General features: G+C 70.6%; 19 protein-coding genes, 2 tRNA genes and 1 pseudogene. 16 read left to right on the top strand and 6 right to left on the bottom strand.

Annotated elements, in window-relative coordinates; all coding sequences use genetic code 11:
• Position 1: 1 nt before the first annotated feature.
• Positions 2-1,165: an AI-2E family transporter gene (locus ASF60_RS09745; protein ID WP_082507842.1), complete on the bottom strand. Its 1,164-nt coding sequence runs from the start codon at positions 1,163-1,165 to the stop codon at positions 2-4.
• Between the two features lie 308 nt (positions 1,166-1,473).
• Here ASF60_RS09745 and ASF60_RS09740 point away from each other — a divergent pair, with 308 nt between their 5' ends.
• From ASF60_RS09740 to ASF60_RS09700, 9 genes are all read left to right on the top strand, one after another.
• Positions 1,474-1,776: an acyl carrier protein gene (locus ASF60_RS09740; protein ID WP_055949487.1), complete on the top strand. Its 303-nt coding sequence runs from the start codon at positions 1,474-1,476 to the stop codon at positions 1,774-1,776.
• A 77-nt stretch (positions 1,777-1,853) separates the two neighbouring features.
• Positions 1,854-2,324, top strand: a complete 471-nt coding sequence (locus ASF60_RS09735) for a 3-hydroxyacyl-ACP dehydratase FabZ family protein (RefSeq protein WP_056184313.1) — start codon at positions 1,854-1,856, stop codon at positions 2,322-2,324.
• 10 nt (positions 2,325-2,334) lie between these two features.
• Positions 2,335-3,474 (top strand): beta-ketoacyl-ACP synthase, encoded by a 1,140-nt coding sequence (locus ASF60_RS09730; protein ID WP_056183846.1) that lies wholly within the window; start codon positions 2,335-2,337, stop codon positions 3,472-3,474.
• A 69-nt stretch (positions 3,475-3,543) separates the two neighbouring features.
• The gene (locus ASF60_RS09725; RefSeq protein WP_056183844.1) at positions 3,544-4,842 is read left to right on the top strand and encodes a beta-ketoacyl-ACP synthase; all 1,299 of its coding nucleotides are present in this window, start codon (positions 3,544-3,546) and stop codon (positions 4,840-4,842) included.
• Positions 4,839-5,615, top strand: a complete 777-nt coding sequence (locus ASF60_RS09720) for an SDR family NAD(P)-dependent oxidoreductase (protein ID WP_056183842.1) — start codon at positions 4,839-4,841, stop codon at positions 5,613-5,615. The genes ASF60_RS09725 and ASF60_RS09720 overlap by 4 nt, the downstream gene beginning before the upstream one ends.
• A 14-nt stretch (positions 5,616-5,629) precedes the next feature.
• Complete coding sequence (locus tag ASF60_RS09715) at positions 5,630-5,923, top strand: SH3 domain-containing protein (protein ID WP_056183840.1); 294 nt, start codon at positions 5,630-5,632, stop codon at positions 5,921-5,923.
• Positions 5,924-6,144: 221 nt separating this feature from the next.
• Positions 6,145-7,167, top strand: a complete 1,023-nt coding sequence (locus ASF60_RS09710) for a zinc-binding dehydrogenase (RefSeq protein WP_056183838.1) — start codon at positions 6,145-6,147, stop codon at positions 7,165-7,167.
• A 92-nt stretch (positions 7,168-7,259) separates the two neighbouring features.
• Positions 7,260-8,312, top strand: coding sequence for a lipid A biosynthesis lauroyl acyltransferase (locus ASF60_RS09705; RefSeq protein WP_082507841.1), 1,053 nt, complete (start codon positions 7,260-7,262; stop codon positions 8,310-8,312).
• Positions 8,313-8,316: 4 nt separating this feature from the next.
• On the top strand, positions 8,317-9,087 hold the full coding sequence (locus ASF60_RS09700) for a DUF1223 domain-containing protein (protein ID WP_082507840.1): 771 nt from the start codon (positions 8,317-8,319) through the stop codon (positions 9,085-9,087).
• A 156-nt stretch (positions 9,088-9,243) separates the two neighbouring features.
• On the opposite strand, the gene ASF60_RS09695 is transcribed toward ASF60_RS09700, so the two are convergent.
• The 3 genes from ASF60_RS09695 to ASF60_RS09685 all read right to left on the bottom strand — a co-directional run bounded on the left by ASF60_RS09695 (position 9,244) and on the right by ASF60_RS09685 (position 12,668).
• Complete coding sequence (locus tag ASF60_RS09695) at positions 9,244-10,524, bottom strand: aminopeptidase (RefSeq protein ID WP_056183835.1); 1,281 nt, start codon at positions 10,522-10,524, stop codon at positions 9,244-9,246.
• A 94-nt stretch (positions 10,525-10,618) separates the two neighbouring features.
• Positions 10,619-10,912 carry a DUF2218 domain-containing protein gene (locus tag ASF60_RS09690; protein WP_056183833.1) on the bottom strand — a complete coding sequence of 98 codons (294 nt, stop codon included), beginning with the start codon at positions 10,910-10,912 and terminating at the stop codon, positions 10,619-10,621.
• Between the two features lie 322 nt (positions 10,913-11,234).
• Positions 11,235-12,668 carry an FAD-binding oxidoreductase gene (locus ASF60_RS09685; protein ID WP_244478382.1) on the bottom strand — a complete coding sequence of 478 codons (1,434 nt, stop codon included), beginning with the start codon at positions 12,666-12,668 and terminating at the stop codon, positions 11,235-11,237.
• Between the two features lie 158 nt (positions 12,669-12,826).
• Between ASF60_RS09685 and ASF60_RS09680 the strand changes: the two genes are divergently transcribed.
• The 4 genes from ASF60_RS09680 (at position 12,827) to ASF60_RS09665 (ending at position 14,391) form a co-directional block, all read left to right on the top strand.
• Positions 12,827-13,525 carry a fumarylacetoacetate hydrolase family protein gene (locus ASF60_RS09680; RefSeq protein ID WP_056183829.1) on the top strand — a complete coding sequence of 233 codons (699 nt, stop codon included), beginning with the start codon at positions 12,827-12,829 and terminating at the stop codon, positions 13,523-13,525.
• A gap of 5 nt (positions 13,526-13,530) precedes the next feature.
• Positions 13,531-14,007 (top strand): NUDIX domain-containing protein, encoded by a 477-nt coding sequence (locus ASF60_RS09675; protein WP_056183827.1) that lies wholly within the window; start codon positions 13,531-13,533, stop codon positions 14,005-14,007.
• A gap of 124 nt (positions 14,008-14,131) precedes the next feature.
• A tRNA-Gly gene (locus ASF60_RS09670) sits at positions 14,132-14,206 on the top strand.
• A gap of 110 nt (positions 14,207-14,316) precedes the next feature.
• Positions 14,317-14,391: transfer RNA gene (locus ASF60_RS09665), tRNA-Gly, on the top strand.
• Between the two features lie 80 nt (positions 14,392-14,471).
• Here the strand turns inward: ASF60_RS09665 and ftrA are convergent.
• Positions 14,472-15,489: pseudogene (ftrA, locus tag ASF60_RS09660) on the bottom strand (transcriptional regulator FtrA).
• A gap of 66 nt (positions 15,490-15,555) precedes the next feature.
• On the opposite strand from ftrA, the gene ASF60_RS09655 reads away from it, so the two are divergent.
• The 3 genes from ASF60_RS09655 (at position 15,556) to ASF60_RS09645 (ending at position 18,830) form a co-directional block, all read left to right on the top strand.
• Positions 15,556-15,954 carry a rhodanese-like domain-containing protein gene (locus tag ASF60_RS09655; protein WP_056183825.1) on the top strand — a complete coding sequence of 133 codons (399 nt, stop codon included), beginning with the start codon at positions 15,556-15,558 and terminating at the stop codon, positions 15,952-15,954.
• Between the two features lie 201 nt (positions 15,955-16,155).
• Positions 16,156-17,286: a lytic transglycosylase gene (locus tag ASF60_RS09650; protein WP_056183823.1), complete on the top strand. Its 1,131-nt coding sequence runs from the start codon at positions 16,156-16,158 to the stop codon at positions 17,284-17,286.
• Positions 17,283-18,830 (top strand): DUF2336 domain-containing protein, encoded by a 1,548-nt coding sequence (locus ASF60_RS09645; protein ID WP_056183821.1) that lies wholly within the window; start codon positions 17,283-17,285, stop codon positions 18,828-18,830. The genes ASF60_RS09650 and ASF60_RS09645 overlap by 4 nt, the downstream gene beginning before the upstream one ends.
• Positions 18,831-18,881: 51 nt before the next feature.
• Here ASF60_RS09645 and ASF60_RS09640 read toward each other — a convergent pair whose 3' ends face one another.
• Positions 18,882-19,652, bottom strand: a complete 771-nt coding sequence (locus tag ASF60_RS09640) for an NAD kinase (RefSeq protein WP_056183818.1) — start codon at positions 19,650-19,652, stop codon at positions 18,882-18,884.
• Positions 19,653-19,671: the final 19 nt, after the last annotated feature.

The following is a 19,671-nucleotide window of genomic DNA, read 5'->3' as shown; positions in this document are numbered from 1 at the left end:
CTCAGGCCCGGGGCTCCTCGATCTCTGCGCCGTAGGTGAAATCCCGCCACAGCAGGATCAGCGCCGCCATCACGGCCGGGCCGAGGAACAGGCCGAGCAGCCCGAACGTCTCGACCCCGCCCAGGATGCCGAGCAGCACCCAGAGGAAGGGCAGGCGGGTGGTGCCGCCGATCAGCGCCGGGCGCACGAAGTGGTCCGCCACGAAGGTGACGACGAGGCCCGCTGCCACCACGACCGCCGCCGGTACCACCGCACCGTTGGCGAGCAGGAACGCCGCCGCAAGGCCGAAGACCAAGGGTGCGCCGAACGGGATCATGGCGGCGACCGCCGTCAGCGCCCCGAGCAGTACCGGATGCGGTACACCGGCAAAGAAATAGACGATTCCGAGCAGCACGCCCTCGCCGAGTCCGACCAGGACCAGTCCGTTCACGGTGCCGTGAACCGAGGCGACCATCTGGCGTGCCACCCGCTCGCCGCGCGGGCCGAACAGCTTGGCGCTGGCCGTGAGAACCTGAGCCACGACCGTGCGCCGGTCCCGGAACAGGAAGAACAGGGCCACCAGGCTGAAGCCGAACAGCACGGTGCGGCGGACGATCTCGGCCCCGAGGCTGCGCGTCGCGCCGAGCACTGCGGACTTGTCGAAATGCTGCAGCAACTCCGAGCCCGCCGCCGGGTGGCTCAGGGTCTCCGCCCACCAGGCCTGCGCCTGCGCCGCCCCGAAGGGCAGATGACCCAGCAAATCCGGCACGGGAATGCCGGTCTCCTCGAAGGAGCGGACCCAACCGGCCACGTCGTGAGCCTCGCGGGCCGCCTGCACCCCCAGCACGACGAGAGGGATCAGGAAGACCAGCGCCACGCCCGCCGTGAACAGAGCCGGCAGGGCGATGTTGTGACCGCCCGGCGGCCACCGTCGTTCGGCACGGGCGTAGAGGGGACCCAGCGCGATCGCCAGGATCACCGCCCAGACCAGGGCCGGGATGAAGTGGTGCAGGACCCAGAGGCCGAGCCCCGCGAGAACGACGACGAGGGCGAGTCGAGCGACGCCCTGTGCTGCCCCGGACAGGGGGTGTGCCCCCGCACTCGGCGGAAGGTCGGGTGCGACGCGTGGGTCAAGGGCGCCGTCGGGATGCGTCACTGGGGACGTAAGGGAGGGAGGGTGTGCCATCGTCCTGCTCGACCTTATGCGGAACGGCCGCCCGCGCGGCATCCTGGCGTTCCTCGGCGTGCATCTAGGCCATTCGCGCAGGATCGGAATGGAGACGAGGGCCGGATCGCGACGCCGTGATGGCCAAGGTTGCCCGTCCTACCCCCCTCGTGTAAGGGACCGCCTTCCCTGTCCAGGGTCGGCGGAGACGCCGGCTCACGGGGCATGCTGCGCGACCGGGGGCACCGGGCATCATGCGCCGGATCACTCCGGCCCCCGATCGGCATGGGCCGATTCCGGCGGGATACCCAGTCACACGGCGAGAACGCATGTCCGACCAGACCCATACCGCCACTTTCGACCGCGTCGCGGACATCATCGCCGACACCGCCGACATCCCGCGCGACACGATCACGCCCGAGAGCCACGCCATCGACGATCTCGGGATCGATTCGCTCGCCTTCCTCGATATCGCCTTCGCGGTGGACAAGGCCTTCGGCATCAAGCTCCCGCTCGAGCGTTGGACCCAGGAGGTCAACGAGGGCAAGGTGCCGGCCGAGGAGTACTTCGTCCTCAAGAACCTGTGCGCCCGCATCGACGCCCTGGTGGCCGAGAAGGCCGCCAAAGCCTGACCGCAGGCGTGATCTCGGCCGTCCTGACCATCCGGCGCGGCCTCTTCGAAAACCCGCCCGCACGGGATCTGGACGCCATGCGCCTCGAATACTTCGAGATGATCGACGCCGTGACCCGGTTCGACCGCGAGGCCGGCCGGATCGAGGCCCTGGCCCGCGTGCCGATGGAGAGCCCGGTCTTCGAGGGGCATTTTCCCGACCATCCGCTGGTGCCCGGCGTGCTGCTCACCGAGACCATGGCGCAAGCCTCGGGCTACCTCGTCCTCGCGCATCTGGGCTTCCGGCAGATGCCGTTCCTGATGGGCGTCGACAAGGCGCGTTTCCGTGCCTTCGTCGGCCCCGGCGCCGAACTCCAGATCGAGGCCAGCCTGGAGCATGACGGTTCGGGCTACGCGGTGACCAAGGCAGCGATCCGCCACGACGGCAAGCCGCTGGCCAATGCCGAACTGCGCTTCCGCACCATGCCGTTCCCGGCCGGGCTCGACGGGCCGATGCGCGAGCGGGCCCGCAGGATCGGCCTGTTCGATCTCGCGGGGGAGCCTGCATGAGCGTCCTGACATGAGTATTGCGCACGACGTCGTCGTTACCGGCATCGGTCTCGTCTCCTGCGCGGGCGAGGGCGTTGCGATCCATCTGGCGGTCTTGGCAGCGGGTGCCCCCGCGCGGACGGACACCGAGACGTTCGCGCCCTACACCGTGCATCCGGTCGCGCCGATCGCCCTCGACGGACAGATCCCGAAGAAATCGGATCAGCGCCAGATGGAGCCCTGGCAGCGCCTCGGCGTCTACGCCGCCGGCCTCGCCCTCGAATCCGCCGGGGTGAAGGGCGATGCCGACCTGAAGAGCCGCATGCACCTCGTGGTCTCGGCGGGCGGTGGCGAGCGCGACACCGCGGTCGATGGCGCCATCCTCACCGGCCTGCGCGAAGCGGCCGATCCGGGCGCCTACCTCAACGAGCATCTCCAGAACGACCTGCGCCCGACCCTCTTCCTGGCCCAGCTCTCGAACCTGCTCGCCGGCAATATCGGCATCGTCCACGGGGTCACGGGGGCCTCGCGCACCTTCATGGGCGAGGAGGCCTGCGGCACCGACGCGCTGCGCATCGCCCAGGCGCGGATCGCCTCGGGGCAGGTCGAGTGCATGCTGGTGGGCGGCTCCTACAGCGCCGAACGTCCCGACGTGATGGTCATTCACGAGATGGGCGGCTACCTGCGCGCCCACGATTTCCGCCCGGTCTTCGACCGGACACCGGACAGCGAGGCCGGCTTCATCCTCGGAAGCGCCGCGGCCTTCCTGGTGCTGGAGACGGCCGAGCATGCGGCAGCGCGCGGGGCAAAGGCGCTGGCACGCCTCGACATCGTGGCGAGTGACCGAACCCGGCGGCAGCCCGGCAGCACCGAAGCCAGCCTCGCCGCGCTCTGGGCCAGCACCGGCCTCGACGCCCCGGACGCCGTGATCTCCGGGGCCACCGGAGTCGCCCCGATCACCGCGGAGGAGGGCGCGGCCCTGGCGCGCCTCGCCCCGGGAATTCCCGTGACAGCGCTGGGCGACGTAACGGGCCACAGCCTCGAGACCACGGCGCCCTTCGGGGCGGCGCTGGCGGCGGCCCTGGTCTCGGAGACAGGTCTGCGCGAAGTCGCCGTGACGGTGGTGGGCCATTGCCGCGGCGAGGGCGTGATCCGAGTCACGGCGCCCTGAGATGCCGATTCGATCGGAGCGGCCACAATGGGCGAAGGGCCCTTGCAAAGAACGGTGTAGAACGGCGCGATGACGAACCCATCTCCCCGGCACGCGACGAATCGGGACACGAAGGGCCGGCCGCTGGTGGCGGTGACAGGTCTCGGCATCGTCACCTCCCTCGGCCAGGGGCAGGCCGACAACTGGGCCGCCCTCACGGCCGGCCGCTCAGGGATCCACGCCATTCGGCGCTTTCCCACAGAGGGCCTGCGCACCCGCATCGCCGGCACCGTCGACTTCCTCGACACCGATCCGCTGGTCGCCCCCGCCCTGTCGCAGCGCTTCGCGGAGGAAGCCGCCGACGAGGCTATAGCGCAATCGGGCCTCGGCCGCCCCGGCGACTTTCCCGGCGCCCTGTTCATCGCCGTGCCCCCGGTGGAGATCGAATGGCCGCAGCGCCAAGCCCTGGCCGAGGCCTCCGGCCAGAACGGCCCGATCACCTATACCGACCTGCAGCGCGCCGCTGCGAGCCGGCGCTTCGACGCCTGGCACGACCTCTTCATCTTCGGCACGGTGGCCGACCACATCGCCGACCGCTTCGGCACCAAGGGCTCGCCGATCTCGCTCTCCACCGCATGCTCGTCGGGCGCCACCGCGATCCAGCTCGGGGTCGAGGCGATCCGGCGCGGCGAGGTGAAGGCCGCCCTCTGCATCGGCACCGACGGCTCGGTGAACCCGGAATCGCTGATTCGCTTCTCGCTGCTCTCCGCCCTCTCCACCCAGAACGACCCGCCGGAGGCGGCCTCGAAGCCGTTCTCGAAGAATCGTGACGGCTTCGTGATGGGCGAGGGCGCCGGCGCCCTGGTGTTGGAGGACGCGGAGGCCGCACGCGCCCGGGGCGCGAAGATCCTTGGCTACGTGCTCGGCTGCGGCGAGAAGGGCGACGGCTTCCACCGCACTCGGTCGAGCCCCGACGGCGCCCCCGGCATCGCGGCGATCCGCGCGGCCCTGGACGATGCCGGTACGGAACCCGACGCCATCGACACCGTGAACGCCCACGGCACCTCGACGCCCGAGAACGACAAGATGGAAGCGATGAGCTGCGCCGCCGTCTTCGGCGACCGCATCCGCACCCTGCCGGTGTCCTCCAACAAGTCGATGATCGGGCACACCCTCACGGCCGCCGGAGCGGTGGAGGCGGTGATCTCGCTCCTCACCATCACGCATGGCCGCATTCCGCCGACCATCAATTACGCGATGCCCGACCCGGCCATCCCCCTCGACATCGTAGCGCAAGCCCGCGACGTTCCGGTGCGCCGGGTTCTCTCGAACTCGTTCGGCTTCGGTGGCCAGAACACCTGTCTCGTGCTGGCGGACGAGCCGGCATGAAGACGGACCTGCGCCCCGAATCCCATACGCGCGTCCTCGTCACCGGCGGCGCCTCGGGCCTCGGAGCCGCCATCGTGCGGGCGCTCGCCGCCGCCGGACACGATGTCACCTTCACGTATCGCTCCTCCGGCGCTGCGGCCGAGGCCCTCGTGGCGGATCTCGTCGCGACGTATCCCGGCCGCGCGATCACCGCCGAAGCCCTGGACCTCGCGGACCGGCCCGCGCTCGACGCCTTCTGCGACCGGATCGAGGACGAGCGCTTCTACGGCTATGTCCACAATGCCGGCCAATCCTCCGATGCACTCGCGGCGATGCTGGACCAGGACCGGGCCGAGGCGGCCATGCAGGTGAATTTCTGGTCGCTCACCCGCCTGGCGAAATCCCTCGTGCGGGGCATGATCCGGGGGCGTTCCGGGCGCATCGTCGCCATCGGCTCGGTGGCGGCCCTGCAGGCCAGTCCGGGCAACGCGGCCTATGCGGCCACCAAGGGCGCCCTGATCGCCTATTGCCGGACGCTCGCGATCGAATCGGCCAAGCGCGGTGTCACCGTCAACGTGATCGCGCCGGGCTTCATCGACACCGAGATGATGGCGCCTTATGCCGCCTATCGCGCCACCATGGAGCGCCAGATTCCCGCCGGCCGCTTTGCGAGGCCCGAGGACGTGGCGGCCCTCGCGGCTTTCCTGATGGGCGAGGGCGCGGCCTACATCACCGGGACGGTTCTGCCGGTCGATGGCGGCCTCACCGCCATGATGGGCGTCCACCGCACCTGAGACCAAGCCGTCCCATGTTCTCGCGCCTCTCGTCCGCCATCTCAGCCGCGCTGGTCCTGGCCCTGCTTGCCGCTGTCCCGGCCTCGGCCGCCGAGGCGTACCGGGTCGACGGCCTTCCACGCGGCGAGACCCTCAGCATCCGCGAGACGCCGGACGCGGCTGCCCCCGCCCTCGGGCAGGCGCCGGTGGGCGCCCGCCTGCGCGGCTTCGGCTGCACCGCCGACACCCCGAGCGGGCTGACCTGGTGCCGGGTCAAAGCCGGCCCGATCCTCGGCTGGGCCCGGCGGCGCTATCTGTCGCCGGAGTGAATGCGGGCCGACGGGTTGATGCCCCGTGCCACGAAGGTTAGCCAGAGCGGCATCACCGCATTCCCCTCTCCACTCGGCGGGAGAGGGGGGCCCGCACCAGCGGGTCGGGTGAGGGGAGCGCCATCTCCGGACAGGGCGCCCCTCGCCCGCCTGCTCCACGGGCACCCTCCTCCGCAGAGGGGGAGGGTATTCGGATGCGCCCGCGAAGAGAAAAGAGCCCCATGCAAGCCCTTCAGCTCCACGGCGACCGCGACCTGCGCCTCGAAGACGTCGCGGAGCCCGCCGCCCCCGGCCCCGGCGAGGTCCAGATCCGCGTGCGCGCCGTGGGCCTCAACTTCATCGACGTCTGGGGCTTTCGCGGCATGGCCTTCGCCAAGCGCAAGCTTCCCCTCACCGTGGGGGCCGAAGCCTCGGGCGAGATCGTCTGCGTCGGCGAGGGCGTCGCGGATCTGGCCGAGGGCGACCGGGTGGCGATGTACGGCGCCCAAACCTGCGGGCGGTGCAGGGCCTGTCGGGAGGGGCGTGACAACCTGTGCGAGGACGTCTCCGGCGTCATGGGCTTCCACATCGACGGCTTCGCCCGCGAGCGCGTCACCATGCAGGCCCGCCTCGTGGTCAAGATCCCGGACGGCGTCAGCTTCACCGACGCGGCCTGTGCCCCCGTGGCCTTCGGAACCGTGCAGCACATGCTGTTCGACAATGCCCGCCTGGAGCCCGGCGAGAGCATCCTCGTCCATGCCGGCGGCTCCGGTATCGGTACGGCGGCGATCAAGATGGCCAAGGCCATCGGCTGCACGGTGTTCACCACCGTGGGCGACGCCGCCAAGGGCGAGAAGGCCAGGGCGCTCGGGGCCGACCACGTCATCAACTATCGCGACGAGCGCTTCGAGGGCGAGGTGCGTCGCCTGACCAAGCGCAAGGGCGTCGACGTGGTGTTCGAGCATGTCGGACCGGACACCTGGAACGGCTCGCTCCTGTGCCTCAAGCGCGGCGGCCGCCTCGTCACCTGCGGCTCGACCTCGGGCGTCTCGACCACCATGAACCTGATGCAGCTGTTCCAGCAGCAATACCGCATCACCGGCTCGTTCGGCTGCTCCATGGCCAATATCCGCGACGCCATGGCCAAGATGGCGCAAGGCATCACCCCGGTCGTGGACACGGTCCTGCCGCTGGCCGATTTCGCGCAGGGCCTGGAACGCCTGGAATCCCGCAAGGTCTTCGGCAAAATCCTGGTGACGCTCTGAGTTGCAGCGCACATGGGTGCCGTCAAAGGCTAAAATGAATTATGCCAGGGATCAGGGTCGTCGACGGAACGCCCCGCGTCACGGGATTCGTTTTGCTCCGCCTTGCCCTCGTTCTGAAGCGTCACCTGCCGCGGCTCGCCGGGCTCGCGATGATCCCCCTGATCCGGGGTCTGTTCTGGCTGGCGCGCCTGCTCGGGGCGGAGCGGGCGAGCCGGGTCGGCGGATGGGTCGCCCGGACGGTCGGGCCGTTCCTGCCGGCCCACCGCACCGCGGTCGCCAACTTGCGCGCCGCCTTCCCTGAACGCGATGCGGCGGCGATCCGCGCGCTCGCCTTGGAGGCCTGGAACAATCTCGGCCGCACCGGCGCGGAATACGCCCATCTTCACACCCTGTTCGATCTCGATCCGGCGGACCTCACGGCCCCCGGGCGCATCACGGTCGCGGGCGAGACACACTTCGCCGACCTGCGCGACGACGGCAAACCGGGCCTGATCTTCTCCGCCCACCTGGCGAACTGGGAATTGCCCGCGATCTGCGCGGCGCAGTTCGGCCTCGACGCGACGGCGATCTTCCGTCCCCCCAACGATGCGGCTTCCGCCCGCCTCGTGCAGGAGGTCCGGCGCCAGACCATGGGGGGCCTCGCGGCGGCCGGGCAGGGCGCGGTTTTCGCCATGCAGGGCGTGGTCGAGCGCGGCGGCCATCTCGGCCAGCTCATCGACCAGCACTTCACCCGGGGCGTGGTGGTGGAGTTCTTCGGCAAGCCCGTGCTGGTCAACCCGCTGCTCGGCAAGCTCGCCCGCCATTACGAGTGTCCGGTGCACGGCGCGCGCGTCGTCCGCCGCGGGGGAACTCGGTTCCACCTCGAACTGACGCCTCCCCTCGACCTGCCGCGCGATGCCTCCGGCGCCATCGACGTCCAGGGTGCGATGCAGGCGATGACGCGGGAGATCGAGGGGTGGATCCTCGAGAATCCCGGCCAGTGGCTCTGGATGCATCGGCGCTGGCGCCCCGCGATGCTGCCGAAGCCGAAGTTGAAGCCCTCGCACGATCCGGTGCATGGCTCGGCCGGGGACCCGGCGCCGACGAGCCCGGCCGCGGATCGAGCGACCGTGATGCCGGAGAACGGCCAACCGTCGGTATCATGACGGCATGAGGCTCGCCGCGATGTTCCTGCTGCGCCGTACCGGCAGCCTGCCCCTGGCACTGGTCCTGGCCGGCGCCCTGACGGCCGTCGCGACGACGGCCCGTGCGGGCGAGCGCTCGCCGGTGGTGATCGAGCTCTACACGAGCCAGGGCTGCGCCGCGTGCCAGCCGGCCTCGCGGGTGCTCGGAGACTTCGCCCGGGAGCCCGGCGTCATCGCCCTGACCTTCCCGATCACCTATTGGGACTATCTCGGCTGGAAGGATGCCTATGGCCAGCCGGCCTTCACGGCGCGGCAGCGGGCCTATGCGTCCCTGCGCGGCGAACGGCAGATCTTCACGCCCCAGGCCATCGTCAACGGCGAGCCGTCGATGATCCGCTCCGACCGGAACTCCCTGGAGCGCGCCCTGCGGCGCGCCCGGGCGAGCAGCGTGCCGTCGGTCTCGGTGAAGAGCTGGGAGGAGGGCGACCGGATCTGCATCGACGTCGGCGCGAGCACTGGGCCGGAGGCCAAAGCCGACCTGTGGCTCCTGCCGGTCATGCGCCGGCGCCGCCTCGCCATCGGCGGCGGCGAGAACAAGGGGCAGGTCTTCGACTACATCAACGTGGTGCGGGGGATGCACCGGATCGGCGCCTGGACCGGACAGGCGGCGCATTTCGAGATCCCGCACCGGATGGCCGAAGTGACCGAGGCCGACACCTACGTCGTGGTGCTCCAGGGCGGCAACGAGGGTCGCCCGACCCGCATTCTTGGTGCCGCCAAAGCGCCAGGATTCTGAAGGCCCCCGGCTTCCGGGAACGCCCCCTGTCCTCAGGACGCGATGCGGGCGCCGCCCGGGCACGGCTTCCCGGGTCGTCGCCGCCCGAGCGGCCCGTGGTTCGACGCTGACCTCACGCGGGTTGAGGTTGGATCAGGCCACGGTTCCGATCCGGGCTCACGCCACCCATTCGCCGGCCCGCATCACCGGAATCGCGCGGCCCTCGGCGGAAAGACCGTCGACGTCGATCTCCTCCGAACCGATCATCCAGTCGATGTGGATGAGGCTGCGATTGGCCCCGCGCGCCGCGAGGTCGTCCTCGCTGAAATCCGCGCCGCCATTGCGAAAACACTTGCTGTAGGCTTGGCCGAGGGCGATGTGGCTGGCGGCGTTCTCGTCGTAGAGGGTGTTGTAGAACAGCAGCCCTGAGGCCGAGATCGCCGAGGAAGCCGGCACCAGCGCGACTTCGCCGAGGCGGCGCGCGCCCTCGTCGGTCTCCAGGACCTTGGCCAGGACGTCGCCGCCAGTGCGGGCGGTGGCCTCGACGATGCGGCCGTCCTCGAAGCGCACGCGGATGCCGTCGATCAGCGTGCCCTGGTAGGACAGGGGCTTGGTGCTGGTGACCGTCCCGTCGACCCGGTCCTTGTGCGGGGTGGTGAACACCTCCTCGGTGGGGATGTTGGCGTTGCAGACGATGCCGCTGCGCGAGGCCGAGGCGCCGCCGCACCATTCGTGATCATCGGCAAGGCCGACCGTAAGATCGGTGCCGGGACCGAAGAAGCGCAGAGCCGCGAAGCGGTGCGCGTTGAGGGCGTTCATGCGCGTGTGGAGAGCGGCATTGTGCGCCTCCCAGGCCGCGACCGGGTCGGGACCGTCCACGCGCGAGGCCGCGAAGATCGCATCCCACAAGCGGGCGACCGCCTCGGCCTCGGGCAGGTCGGGGAACACCGTCCTGGCCCACGGCGTGGTCGCAGCCGAGACGATGGTCCAGTTGGTGGAAAAGTTGGCGATGAGTTCGAGAGCCGGCACATAGGCCTTCGATCGGGCGCGATTGGCGCGCGCGACCTTGCCGGCATCCTGGCCCGCCAGCAGGGACGGGTCGTCCCCCGCGATGGCGAGGCGGGCCGCGCCGTTGCGGTAGGCCTCGGCCATGCCGCTGTAGAGCCAGCCGGCGGCCGTGTCGAAGGCGTCGTCCGGCGCGTGGGCGAACCGCGCCAGGGTGGCGGCATCGTCCGCGTAGAAGGTGGTGACGAGCGAGGCTCCGGCCTTGTAGGCCTCCTCGGTGATGGCGCGAGCCAGCGGCACCGTTTCGAGCGGCGCCGTGATCACCAGTTCCTGTCCCGGCCGCAGACCGAGGCCGACCTTCACGGCGACTTCCGCGAGGCGCTGGAGCCGCTCCGCATGCGGGGCCGCTCCCGAAGGTGCCGCTCCGTGCGTCGTCTGCGCGATCCCGTCCATCCCGTGTCTCCCGGTCCTGCCTGAAGCGTCTCGCGCTCAAGATCAGGTCTCGGGAGGCTAGGTCAAGCGCTGCACGCGCCGCCCCCGCGCAAGGTCAGGCCGCGCGCGACCAGGTGATCTGGCCGAGGTTCTCCCGGAAGGCAAAGCGCAGGAGGTGGTCGGAGACCACGTTCTCCAGGCGGGTCAGGGCAGCCGGATCGGGCGTGGCCACCCGCATCAGGAGCGCGTCGGGACCGGCCTCGAAGGTACAGACCCGGTCCTCGCCGAACGGCACGCGACCGGCATCCTCGGTGGCTTCCACCGGGAACTTGTGGCTCCAGTGACGGCAGAGCTGCTTGAGATAGCGGCTCGCCTCGGCGGTCGGAACTCTCGCCTGGGAAGTCGGCATCGAACGTGTCTCCTGCTCGGTCTTCGGTTGCGAACCGCGTGGTGCTGCCTCTCCGCAGGAGAGGACAAAGCGGTTAAGACCAGCCTAACTCGCCGCACTGCACCCAATCGGCCGTCGTTGCGGTTCAGCCTCCTCAGCCCACAGAACAGCCGATTTATGGCGCGCCGCCGTCGACAATCTGACAATCCTTTGTGCGGCGCACAATAGTAATCCGACGGGATGCGACAGGGTTCCGGCTAAATTTTTGTTGAGGCCTCCGATCAGACGTATGACGCCGCGAAGCGGGGAGGCGCTGCGGGTACTCACGATCGAGCATTCGAGATCAGCCGGGGTTCAGAATCTTGCTCGGGTCGAGGATTTTACCCGGGTTCAACAGATCGCCCGGATCGAGGGCGGCCTTGAGGCGGCGCATGAGGTCGAGGGCGACCGGGTCGGCGTAGCGCGCCAGTTCGTCTCGCTTGAGCAGGCCGACTCCATGCTCGGCCGCGATCGATCCGCCGAGGGCGTCGACGATGTCGTGGACGATCCGGTTGAACCGCCCCCAATCCGCCAGGAAGGCGGCGCGGTCCATGCCAACGGGCTGACTCAGGTTGAAGTGGATGTTGCCGTCGCCGAAATGCCCGAAGGCGCAGACGCGCAGGCCCGGCATCTCCGCCTCGCAGGCCTGCGTCGCGCGCGCGAGAAACTCGGGCAAGCGGGAGAGCGGCACCGAGACGTCGTGCTTGATCGAGCCGCCCTCGGCTTTCTGGACCTCGGACAGGCTCTCGCGCAGGTCCCAGAAGGCGTTCGCCTGCGCCTCGCTGGCCGCCAGTGCGGCATCGTCGAGGCGGCCTTCGTCCTGAGCCCGGGCAAGCAGCGTCTCCATCAGGGTCGCGGCCTCGTCGCCCGGGCGCGTGGTCGAAACCTCCACCAGCGCGTAGGCCCCGTGGCGCCCGGCCAGGGGCGCGCGCGCGCCGGCCCGGTGGCGCAGGACGATCTCCAACCCGAAGGGCGCGATGTACTCGAAGGCGGTGAGGCCGGCCCCGGCCTCCGCCCGCAGGCGCCGGAACAGGTCCAGGGCGGCCTCGGCCGAGGCGAGGCCGACGAAGGCCACGGCGCGGGAGGTCGGCCGGGGAAAGAGTTTCAGCACCGCGGCGGTAATCAGCCCGAGCGTTCCTTCCGAGCCGAGGAACAGATGCTTGAGATCGTAGCCCGCATTGTCCTTGCGCAGGCCCTTGAGCCCGTTCCAGATCCGGCCATCGGCCAGCACGACCTCGAGCCCAAGGACGAGGTCGCGGGCGTTGCCGTAGGCCAGCACGGCGGTCCCACCCGCATTGGTGGAGAGATTGCCGCCGATGCGGCAGGAGCCCTCGGAGGCCAGTGAGAGCGGAAACAGCAGGCCGGCGGCCTGGGCCGCCGCCTGAACGTCGGCCAGCACCATGCCGGCCTCCACGGTGATGCTGGCATTGACGGGGTCGATCGCCCGCAGGCGCGTCAGGCGTGCCATCGACAGCACGATGCCGCCCTGCGGCAAGCCGCCTCCGACATGACCGGTGTTGCCGCCCTGGGCCACCACCGGCACGCCGGCCTCGGCGCAGGCCCGGACCACGCCGGCGACCTCGGCGGTGTCGGCAGGCCGCACCAGCGCCAGGGCGTGCCCACGCTGCAAGCCACGGGTCTCGGCGAGGTGGGGCGCGAGGTCGGTCGCGTCGGTCAGGACATGGGCGGGGCCGAGGCACGTGGTGAGGTATGCCAGCAGGCGGGAAGGATCGGTCACCACAGGTCTCGCACGTTGGATCTCACCGGCCCAGAGCCGTCCCGCGACGGGATGGCGCGGCCGAGCCTGCAGCCTATGATAGGGATGGCGGGACGTCCTGTGCAGGGCGGGCGACCGGGCGCAGCGCCGCATCGTCCCGGAAATGAGGTTGGCTTCCCATGTTGTCCGTGATTCCAAACCCACCCCGCATCGCCCTGCCGATCGTCGGCAGCGACGACCTCTTCCCCGTGCGGCGGGTCTACTGCGTCGGTCGCAACTACGCCGCCCATGCCCGCGAGATGGGCAAGGACCCCGACCGGGAACCGCCGTTCTTCTTCATGAAGCCCGCCGACGCTCTGCAGATCGTCACGGGCGACGATCCGGTCGACCATCCGTATCCGCCGCGCACCGAGAACTACCATTTCGAGGTGGAGATGGTGGCGGCCCTCGGCCTCGGCGGTCGCGACATCGCGGAGGCATCCGCCCTTGGCCATGTCTACGGCTATGCGGTCGGCCTCGACATGACCCGGCGCGACGTCCAGGACGAGGCCAAGCGCCTGGCACGGCCCTGGGACCTCGCCAAATCCGCCGACGCCTCGGCACCGATCGGACCCTTGCACCCGGCCTCGGCCATCGGTCACCCCACGCGGGGCGCCATCACGCTGGCGGTGGACGCGCGGGAGCGCCAGCGCGGCGACCTCTCCGAGATGATCTGGTCGACCCAGGAGCAGATCGCGCTGCTCTCGACCTATTTCGAACTGCACCCGGGCGACCTCATCTTCACCGGCACGCCGTCCGGCGTCGGCGCGGTGTCGCGCGGCGAGACGATGACGGCCGCCATCGACGGCCTGGGCGTCATCCGCCTGCGGGTCGTCTGAGGCGGATGCTCCTCGACCGATCCTGGATGCGGCGCCTGATCCAGTATGGCGCCCTGGCGACGCGCGGCATGACGCTCGGCGTCCGGGGCGCCGCCCTCGACGCGGAGGGCCGGGTTTGCCTCGTGCGCCACACCTACGTGGCGGGCTGGCACCTGCCGGGCGGCGGCGTCGAGGCCGGCGAGAGCGCGGCGGCGGCGATGATCCGCGAGTTCCGCGAGGAGGCCGAAATCGTGGTCGATCCCGACCGACCGATGCGGCTGCATGGGTTCTATCACAACCGAACGGCGGCGGGGCGCGACCACGTCGCTCTCTATGTGGTGCACGCCTTCTCGGTTCGGGTTCCGAAGGCGCCGGACCGCGAGATCGCGGCCTGCGGGTTCTTCGCCCTCGACGCGCTGCCCCCGGAGACCACCGCCGCGACCCGCGCGCGCCTGCGCGAGATCCGCGAGGGTGTGCCGTCATCGGCCCACTGGCAGGCCTGAGGGCCGGACGCGATGCCGGCAAACCGCCCCGGCGATTCAGCGCTTGCAACGCCCGGCGGAATGGTGTTTAGAGACGCCGTCCGGGGCCGCCGGCGGGTCTTTCCCACCAGCGGTGCGGTTGTGAGCGGGTGTAGCTCAGGGGTAGAGCACAACCTTGCCAAGGTTGGGGTCGAGGGTTCGAATCCCTTCGCCCGCTCCAATTGACAGACCGAGACGACCGGAGCGACAGCCGCTGCAAGGCGGCTTTTTGCTTCGTTGAGACGAAGAACCGTCCGGCCGGGAACAACGCCTGGGCCACGACGGGTGTGAGCGGGTGTAGCTCAGGGGTAGAGCACAACCTTGCCAAGGTTGGGGTCGAGGGTTCGAATCCCTTCGCCCGCTCCAGTTTTCCAGCCGAAGTCTGATCGACTTGACGCCCCTCGGGGCGTTTTTGCGTTTGAGGGCCGTGCGTTGCCAGCGCCGGCTCAAGGACCGCGGGATCGTCCGAGACAGCTTTCCCGATAAGCAGACGGCGTCACCGCGAAGCGGCGGCGGAACTGCTGGCGAAGGGCTGCGGCCGTGGTGAAGCCGGCCGCTTCGGCGACGGCCTGGAGGGGGTGATCCGCCTGCTCCAGCAGGTCGCGGGCACGGGCGAGGCGTAGGTCGAGAAGCCAGCGGGCGGGCGTCGTACCTGTCGCTGCGGAGAAGCGCCGCAACAGGGTCCGGGAACTCATGCCGGCGCGGGCGGCGAGATGGGCGACCGGCCAGGCGCCGGCCGGGTTCGCCCGCATCGCGTCGAGGAGGGGGCCGATCCGGGCGGCCTCGTGCAGCGACGGCACCGCGCCCATGACGATCTGGGCCTGTCCGCCGTCCCGGTGGGGTGGGACCACGAGGCGTCGGGCGACGCGATTGGCGGCGACCGGGCCGAAATCGCGCCGCACCAGGTGCAGGCAGAGGTCGATCCCGGCGGCACTGCCGGCCGAGGTCAGGATCGCGCCCTCGTCCACGTAGAGCACGTCCGGAGTGAAGCGGATGCCCGGATGGCGGATGGCGAGGGCCTCAGCGTGGCGCCAGTGCGTGGTGGCGCGTCGGCCGTCCAGCAGCCCGGCCGCCGCGAGGACGAAGACGCCCGAACAGATCGACAGGATGCGCGCGCCCCGCGCGGCGGCCGCCCGGAGGGCCGACACGAGGGCCTCCGGCACCGGTATCTCCGCACCCCGCCAGCCCGGCACCACGATGGTGCCGGCCTGATCCAGGAGGTCGAGCCCGCCGTCGACGAGGAAACGGACTCCGCCCTCGGCCCGCATCGGGCCGGGATCGAGGGCCGCCACCGCGAATCGGTACCAGTCCGCTCCCATTTCCGGACGCGGTAATCCGAAGATCTCAACGGCGACAACCGAATTCGAAGGTGCAGAGCCCGTCATAGGCCAGCACCACCACGAGACGGTCGGCTGGGGGAAGGCGCACCTGCGGCTTTGGCATGATCGCAACGCTAACTGGCAATCCGGCCCACCGCCAAGCCGCCCGGGCGTTGGTAGGTTGGTCGTCCACGTTGGAGGAAGATCACCGATGAGCCTCGTCAGCGCCATTCCCACCTGTTCGCCCGCCATCGCACGCGCGCATTTCCGACGCCGTCTGGCTTTGGAGACCGATTGTGCCGACGTGGCTGCGGCCCTTCGGGCGGGTGCGCCCGACTTCGTGCTGCTGCACGCGGTCGGCTCGGAGGCCGCATTCCGCAAGCGCCATATCCCCGGGGCGCTGCATCTGCCGGCTCGCGGGATCACGGCGGAGCGCCTGGGCGCCTGGCCCGCGGACACGCTCTTCGTGGTCTATTGCGCCGGGCCCCATTGCAACGGCGCCGACCGGGCCGCCCTGCGGCTGGCCGAACTCGGCCGCCCGGTGAAGGTGATGCTCGGGGGCCTGACGGGCTGGGCCGACGAGGGCCTGGCCTTCGCGGGCGAGATTTGACCTGCGCAGGCGAGCTTTGACCTGCGCGGGCGAGGCCTGACCCGCGCGGGAGATGCGTCTGCGCAGCAGAAGGAACCCGGAATTCGGACGCAATCCTGAAATCGGGCAAGATCAGGACCGCACTCTTCAATCTTCCTTTACCATAGAGCGAACAAAGTTGCCCTCGGGGCGTCGCCAGGGTCCGCCTCCAGCCGGACGTCCATGTTCCTGTTCACCACGCCCCCCGCCAGTTCCCGCGATTCCGGCGCAAGCCGGGATGCGGGATTGCGCGACACGCCCCCCGCCGGGCGCGCGACCGCACCAGGCGGCGTGATCGAGGCGATCCGGGACGGGGCGCAGACCTCCGGGACCGGCTTCGACTATCTCCTCGCCACAGCGCAGCGGGAATCCTCGCTCGACCCCTCGGCCAAGGCCGGCACCTCCTCGGCCACCGGCCTGTTCCAGTTCATCGAGCAGACCTGGCTCGGCACCATGAAGAATGCCGGGCCACGCCTCGGCTTCACCACCTACGCCGATGCGATCACCAAGGGGACCGACGGCACCTACAGCGTGAGCGATCCGGCCGCCAAGCAGACCATCCTGGACCTGCGTCGCGATCCCCGGATCGCCGCCACCATGGCGGGCGCGCTGACCGAGCGGAACCGCGAGACGCTGACGGCCGCCCTCGGGCGCGAGCCCACGGGGGGCGACCTCTACGCCGCCCACGTCCTCGGCGCGCGCGGGGCCGCCGCTCTGATCAACACCGCGCAGGCGAGCCCCGCCCGAGTCGCCGCCCTCGACATGCCGGAGGCGGCCGCAGCGAACCGCAGCCTATTTTACGACAAGGCCGGGCGTCCGCGCGGAGCGGCCGAACTCTACGCCCATCTGGCCGCGGTACGCCCCGCAGTGCCGCAGGCGGTGTCCGGCACCCAGGCAGTCTCCGGCACCTTGGCAGTCTCCGGAACCCTGGCGCTGCCCGAGGGTACCACCGCCTACGCCTCCCTCAACGAGGGTGGCCTGCGCTCGATGTTCCAGACCGATCCGCGCCAGCAGGGCGGCGTCTCGGCCGGCGTCGCCCGCCTCTGGCAGGGGCGAAACGCCGGCCAGGATGCGGTTCGGGCGGAGCCGACGCGAGCCGCACCGACCTACTTCCCCCGCTCGGACGGCACCGAGACCGGGAGCGCCGCCGTCGCCCCGGCGGTATCGACGCCCGCTCTCCCGGTCCCCTCGGCGGCCCTCGTCGGCTCGCCGCAGCCGCCGCGCCGGCCGGCGGAGTTCGGCGGGTCCGGACCATCGGCGCGGGCCGGCGCACCCCTCGATTTGTCCCTCTTCACCATTCGGAGCGGCTCATGATCATCCGCCAGTTCCTCACCTGGACGCAGCACACCTCCGCCGCGCGACGGGCGGAGGCGGCCGGTGCCCTGGCCCGTGCCTACCTGTATGGCGGCCTCGGCGAGGACGTCGCCTGGGAGGCGGAAGCCGCGCTCCTCGCTCTCCTCGACGATCCCTCGAGCCTGGTTCGACGCGTCCTGGCCGAGGCCTGCGCCGCGTGCGCGAACGCCCCCCGTACCCTGATCGTGGCCCTGGCGAGCGACCAGGCCGAGATCGCCACCCTGGTGCTGGCCCGCTCGCCGGTGCTGAGCGACGCCGACCTCGTCGACGGCGTCGCCATCGGCTGCCCCGCCACCCGCCGCGCCATCGCGAGCCGGGTGGACCTGTCGCCTGCCGTCGCCGGGGCGCTCGCCGAAATCGCCGAGCCCGAGGCACTGGTCGTGCTGGTTCGCAACCGCAGCGCCCACATCACCACCGGCAGCCTGATGCGGATGGTCGAGCGCCACGGCGACGTGGCCGCCCTGCGCGAGGCAGTCCTGGCCCGTCCGTACCTGCCCCTCGAGGTACGCCAGTGCGTGACGATGCGTCTCGCCGAATCGCTCTCCGCCTTCGCGGTGTCCTCCGGCTGGCTCACGCCGGCCCGTAGCGCGCGCGCCAGCCGCGAGGCCCAGGAGCGCACCACCCTGGCCTTCTGCGCCGAGGCCCATCCGGTCGATCTCGCCCGCCTCGTGGCCCACCTCAAGGCCTGCGGCCAGCTCAATGCCGGCCTGCTGCTGCGAGCGATCCTGTCCGGCCACATGGCCTTCGCCGAGATGGCTCTGGCCGATCTTGCCGGCCTTCCGGCCCGGCGGGTGGCGGGCCTGATGCAGGAGGCCTCGAGCGCCGCCTTCGCCGCCCTCCACCGCAAGGCTGGCCTGCCCGCCGTGCTTCTGCCGGCCTTCAGCGCCGCCCTCTCGGCCTGGCGCGAGGCCGGCCAGGGCACCACCACTAGGGCGGGCGCCGGCCTGTCGCGCCTGATGATCGAGCGGGCGCTGACCGCCTGCGAGACGATGCCCTTCGCAGAGGCGCAGAGCGTCATGGCCTTGCTGTCCCGCTTCGAAGCCGAAGCGGCCCGCGACGAGGCGCGGGTGCTCGCGCGCGAACTCGCGGCGGAAGCGGAGCAGACCGAAATCCTGCGGATCGAGCGCGAGATCCTCGATGCCGAATGGCGCGAGGCGCAGCGCCAGGTCATCGCCCGCTGGGACGAGCCGGAGCGTCCGGCCGTTGCGGTGGCCGCCCCGGCACCGGTCGAAGCGCCCTTAGTCCAAGCACGCGACGTGGAATTCGCCTCGCCCGCTTCTCCCTTGCCCGCTTCTCCCTTGCCCGCTTCTCCCTTGCCCGAATCCGATTCGGCCCGCACCGATCCGGTCGGCCTCATCCTCGATGGCCTGTCCGACTCGATCATGGCCGAGTTCCAGGGTAGCCGCGCACGGGTCCACGCGGTAACCGTCGAAGTCGTGCTGGACGCAATCCCCGACGCCCTGATCGCGAGCTATCGCGACGACCGGGCGCGGATCGCCGCCTGAGGCATTGGCAGCCCTGGCCGCCGAGCCGGCCGGGGGATGCTCGGCCGAGCCTCAGCCGAACTGCTCGCGCAGGATGCGCTCGTCGAGGCTGTGGCCGGGATCGTGCAGCAGGGTCAGGTTGGTGGCGTGGTCGAGCCAGGTCTCGACCGTGCAGACCCGGCGGAATTCCGTATGGTCGGCCACCGCCGCCACCGGGCGATGCGCGGGATCCAGCACCTCGATGTGGATGCGCGCGTAATCGGGCAGCAGCGCCCCGTGCCAGCGCCGCGGCCGGAAGGCCGAGATCGGCGTCAGGGCCAGGAGCCGGGCGTTGAGGGGCAGGATCGGGCCGCCGACCGAAAGGTTGTAGGCCGTCGAGCCGGCCGGAGTCGCCGCCAGCACACCGTCGGCGATCAGTTCGGGCAGGCGCACATGTCCATCGACCGAGATCCGCAGCTTGGCGGTCTGATGGGTCTGGCGCAGCATGTAGACTTCGTTGAGGGCGCGCGCTTCGTGCCGGCGCCCCTCGGTGTCCACCGCCTCCATCATCAGCGGGTGGATGATGCTGCGCTTGGTGTTCTCCAGGCGCTCGATCAGGCCGTCCTCGCGAAACTCGTTCATGAGGAAGCCGACCGTGCCGCGATTCATGCCGTAGATCGGCGTGCCGGCATGCATGAAGCGGTGCAGGGTCTGGAGCATCAGGCCGTCACCGCCGAGCGCCACCACCACGTCGGCCTCGTCGGGGGGCACGTGGTCGTAGCGGCGCATCAGGATGGCGGCAGCCTGCCGGGCGTCCTCCGTGGGACTCGCGACGAAGGCAAGCCGTTCGAACCGCCGCGCCATGGGCCTACATCCGCCTTGC

The organism is Methylobacterium sp. Leaf113 (genome assembly GCF_001423325.1).
Classification (GTDB): domain Bacteria; phylum Pseudomonadota; class Alphaproteobacteria; order Rhizobiales; family Beijerinckiaceae; genus Methylobacterium.
The sequence above is the reverse complement of the archived record's forward strand: the minus strand, read 5'-3'. Positions and strand labels throughout refer to the sequence as shown.

Coding starts and splice junctions, on each gene's coding strand:
- ASF60_RS09650 (WP_056183823.1), top strand. CDS start 16,156: ATGTTCCTGTTCACCACGCCCCCCGCCAGTTCCCGCGATTCCGGCGCA.
- ASF60_RS09680 (WP_056183829.1), top strand. CDS start 12,827: ATGTTGTCCGTGATTCCAAACCCACCCCGCATCGCCCTGCCGATCGTC.
- ASF60_RS09640 (WP_056183818.1), bottom strand. CDS start 19,652: ATGGCGCGGCGGTTCGAACGGCTTGCCTTCGTCGCGAGTCCCACGGAG.
- ASF60_RS09700 (WP_082507840.1), top strand. CDS start 8,317: ATGAGGCTCGCCGCGATGTTCCTGCTGCGCCGTACCGGCAGCCTGCCC.
- ASF60_RS09645 (WP_056183821.1), top strand. CDS start 17,283: ATGATCATCCGCCAGTTCCTCACCTGGACGCAGCACACCTCCGCCGCG.
- ASF60_RS09675 (WP_056183827.1), top strand. CDS start 13,531: ATGCTCCTCGACCGATCCTGGATGCGGCGCCTGATCCAGTATGGCGCC.
- ASF60_RS09720 (WP_056183842.1), top strand. CDS start 4,839: ATGAAGACGGACCTGCGCCCCGAATCCCATACGCGCGTCCTCGTCACC.
- ASF60_RS09725 (WP_056183844.1), top strand. CDS start 3,544: ATGACGAACCCATCTCCCCGGCACGCGACGAATCGGGACACGAAGGGC.
- ASF60_RS09730 (WP_056183846.1), top strand. CDS start 2,335: ATGAGTATTGCGCACGACGTCGTCGTTACCGGCATCGGTCTCGTCTCC.
- ASF60_RS09655 (WP_056183825.1), top strand. CDS start 15,556: ATGAGCCTCGTCAGCGCCATTCCCACCTGTTCGCCCGCCATCGCACGC.
- ASF60_RS09695 (WP_056183835.1), bottom strand. CDS start 10,524: ATGGACGGGATCGCGCAGACGACGCACGGAGCGGCACCTTCGGGAGCG.
- ASF60_RS09735 (WP_056184313.1), top strand. CDS start 1,854: ATGCGCCTCGAATACTTCGAGATGATCGACGCCGTGACCCGGTTCGAC.
- ASF60_RS09690 (WP_056183833.1), bottom strand. CDS start 10,912: ATGCCGACTTCCCAGGCGAGAGTTCCGACCGCCGAGGCGAGCCGCTAT.
- ASF60_RS09715 (WP_056183840.1), top strand. CDS start 5,630: ATGTTCTCGCGCCTCTCGTCCGCCATCTCAGCCGCGCTGGTCCTGGCC.
- ASF60_RS09740 (WP_055949487.1), top strand. CDS start 1,474: ATGTCCGACCAGACCCATACCGCCACTTTCGACCGCGTCGCGGACATC.
- ASF60_RS09710 (WP_056183838.1), top strand. CDS start 6,145: ATGCAAGCCCTTCAGCTCCACGGCGACCGCGACCTGCGCCTCGAAGAC.
- ASF60_RS09745 (WP_082507842.1), bottom strand. CDS start 1,165: ATGGCACACCCTCCCTCCCTTACGTCCCCAGTGACGCATCCCGACGGC.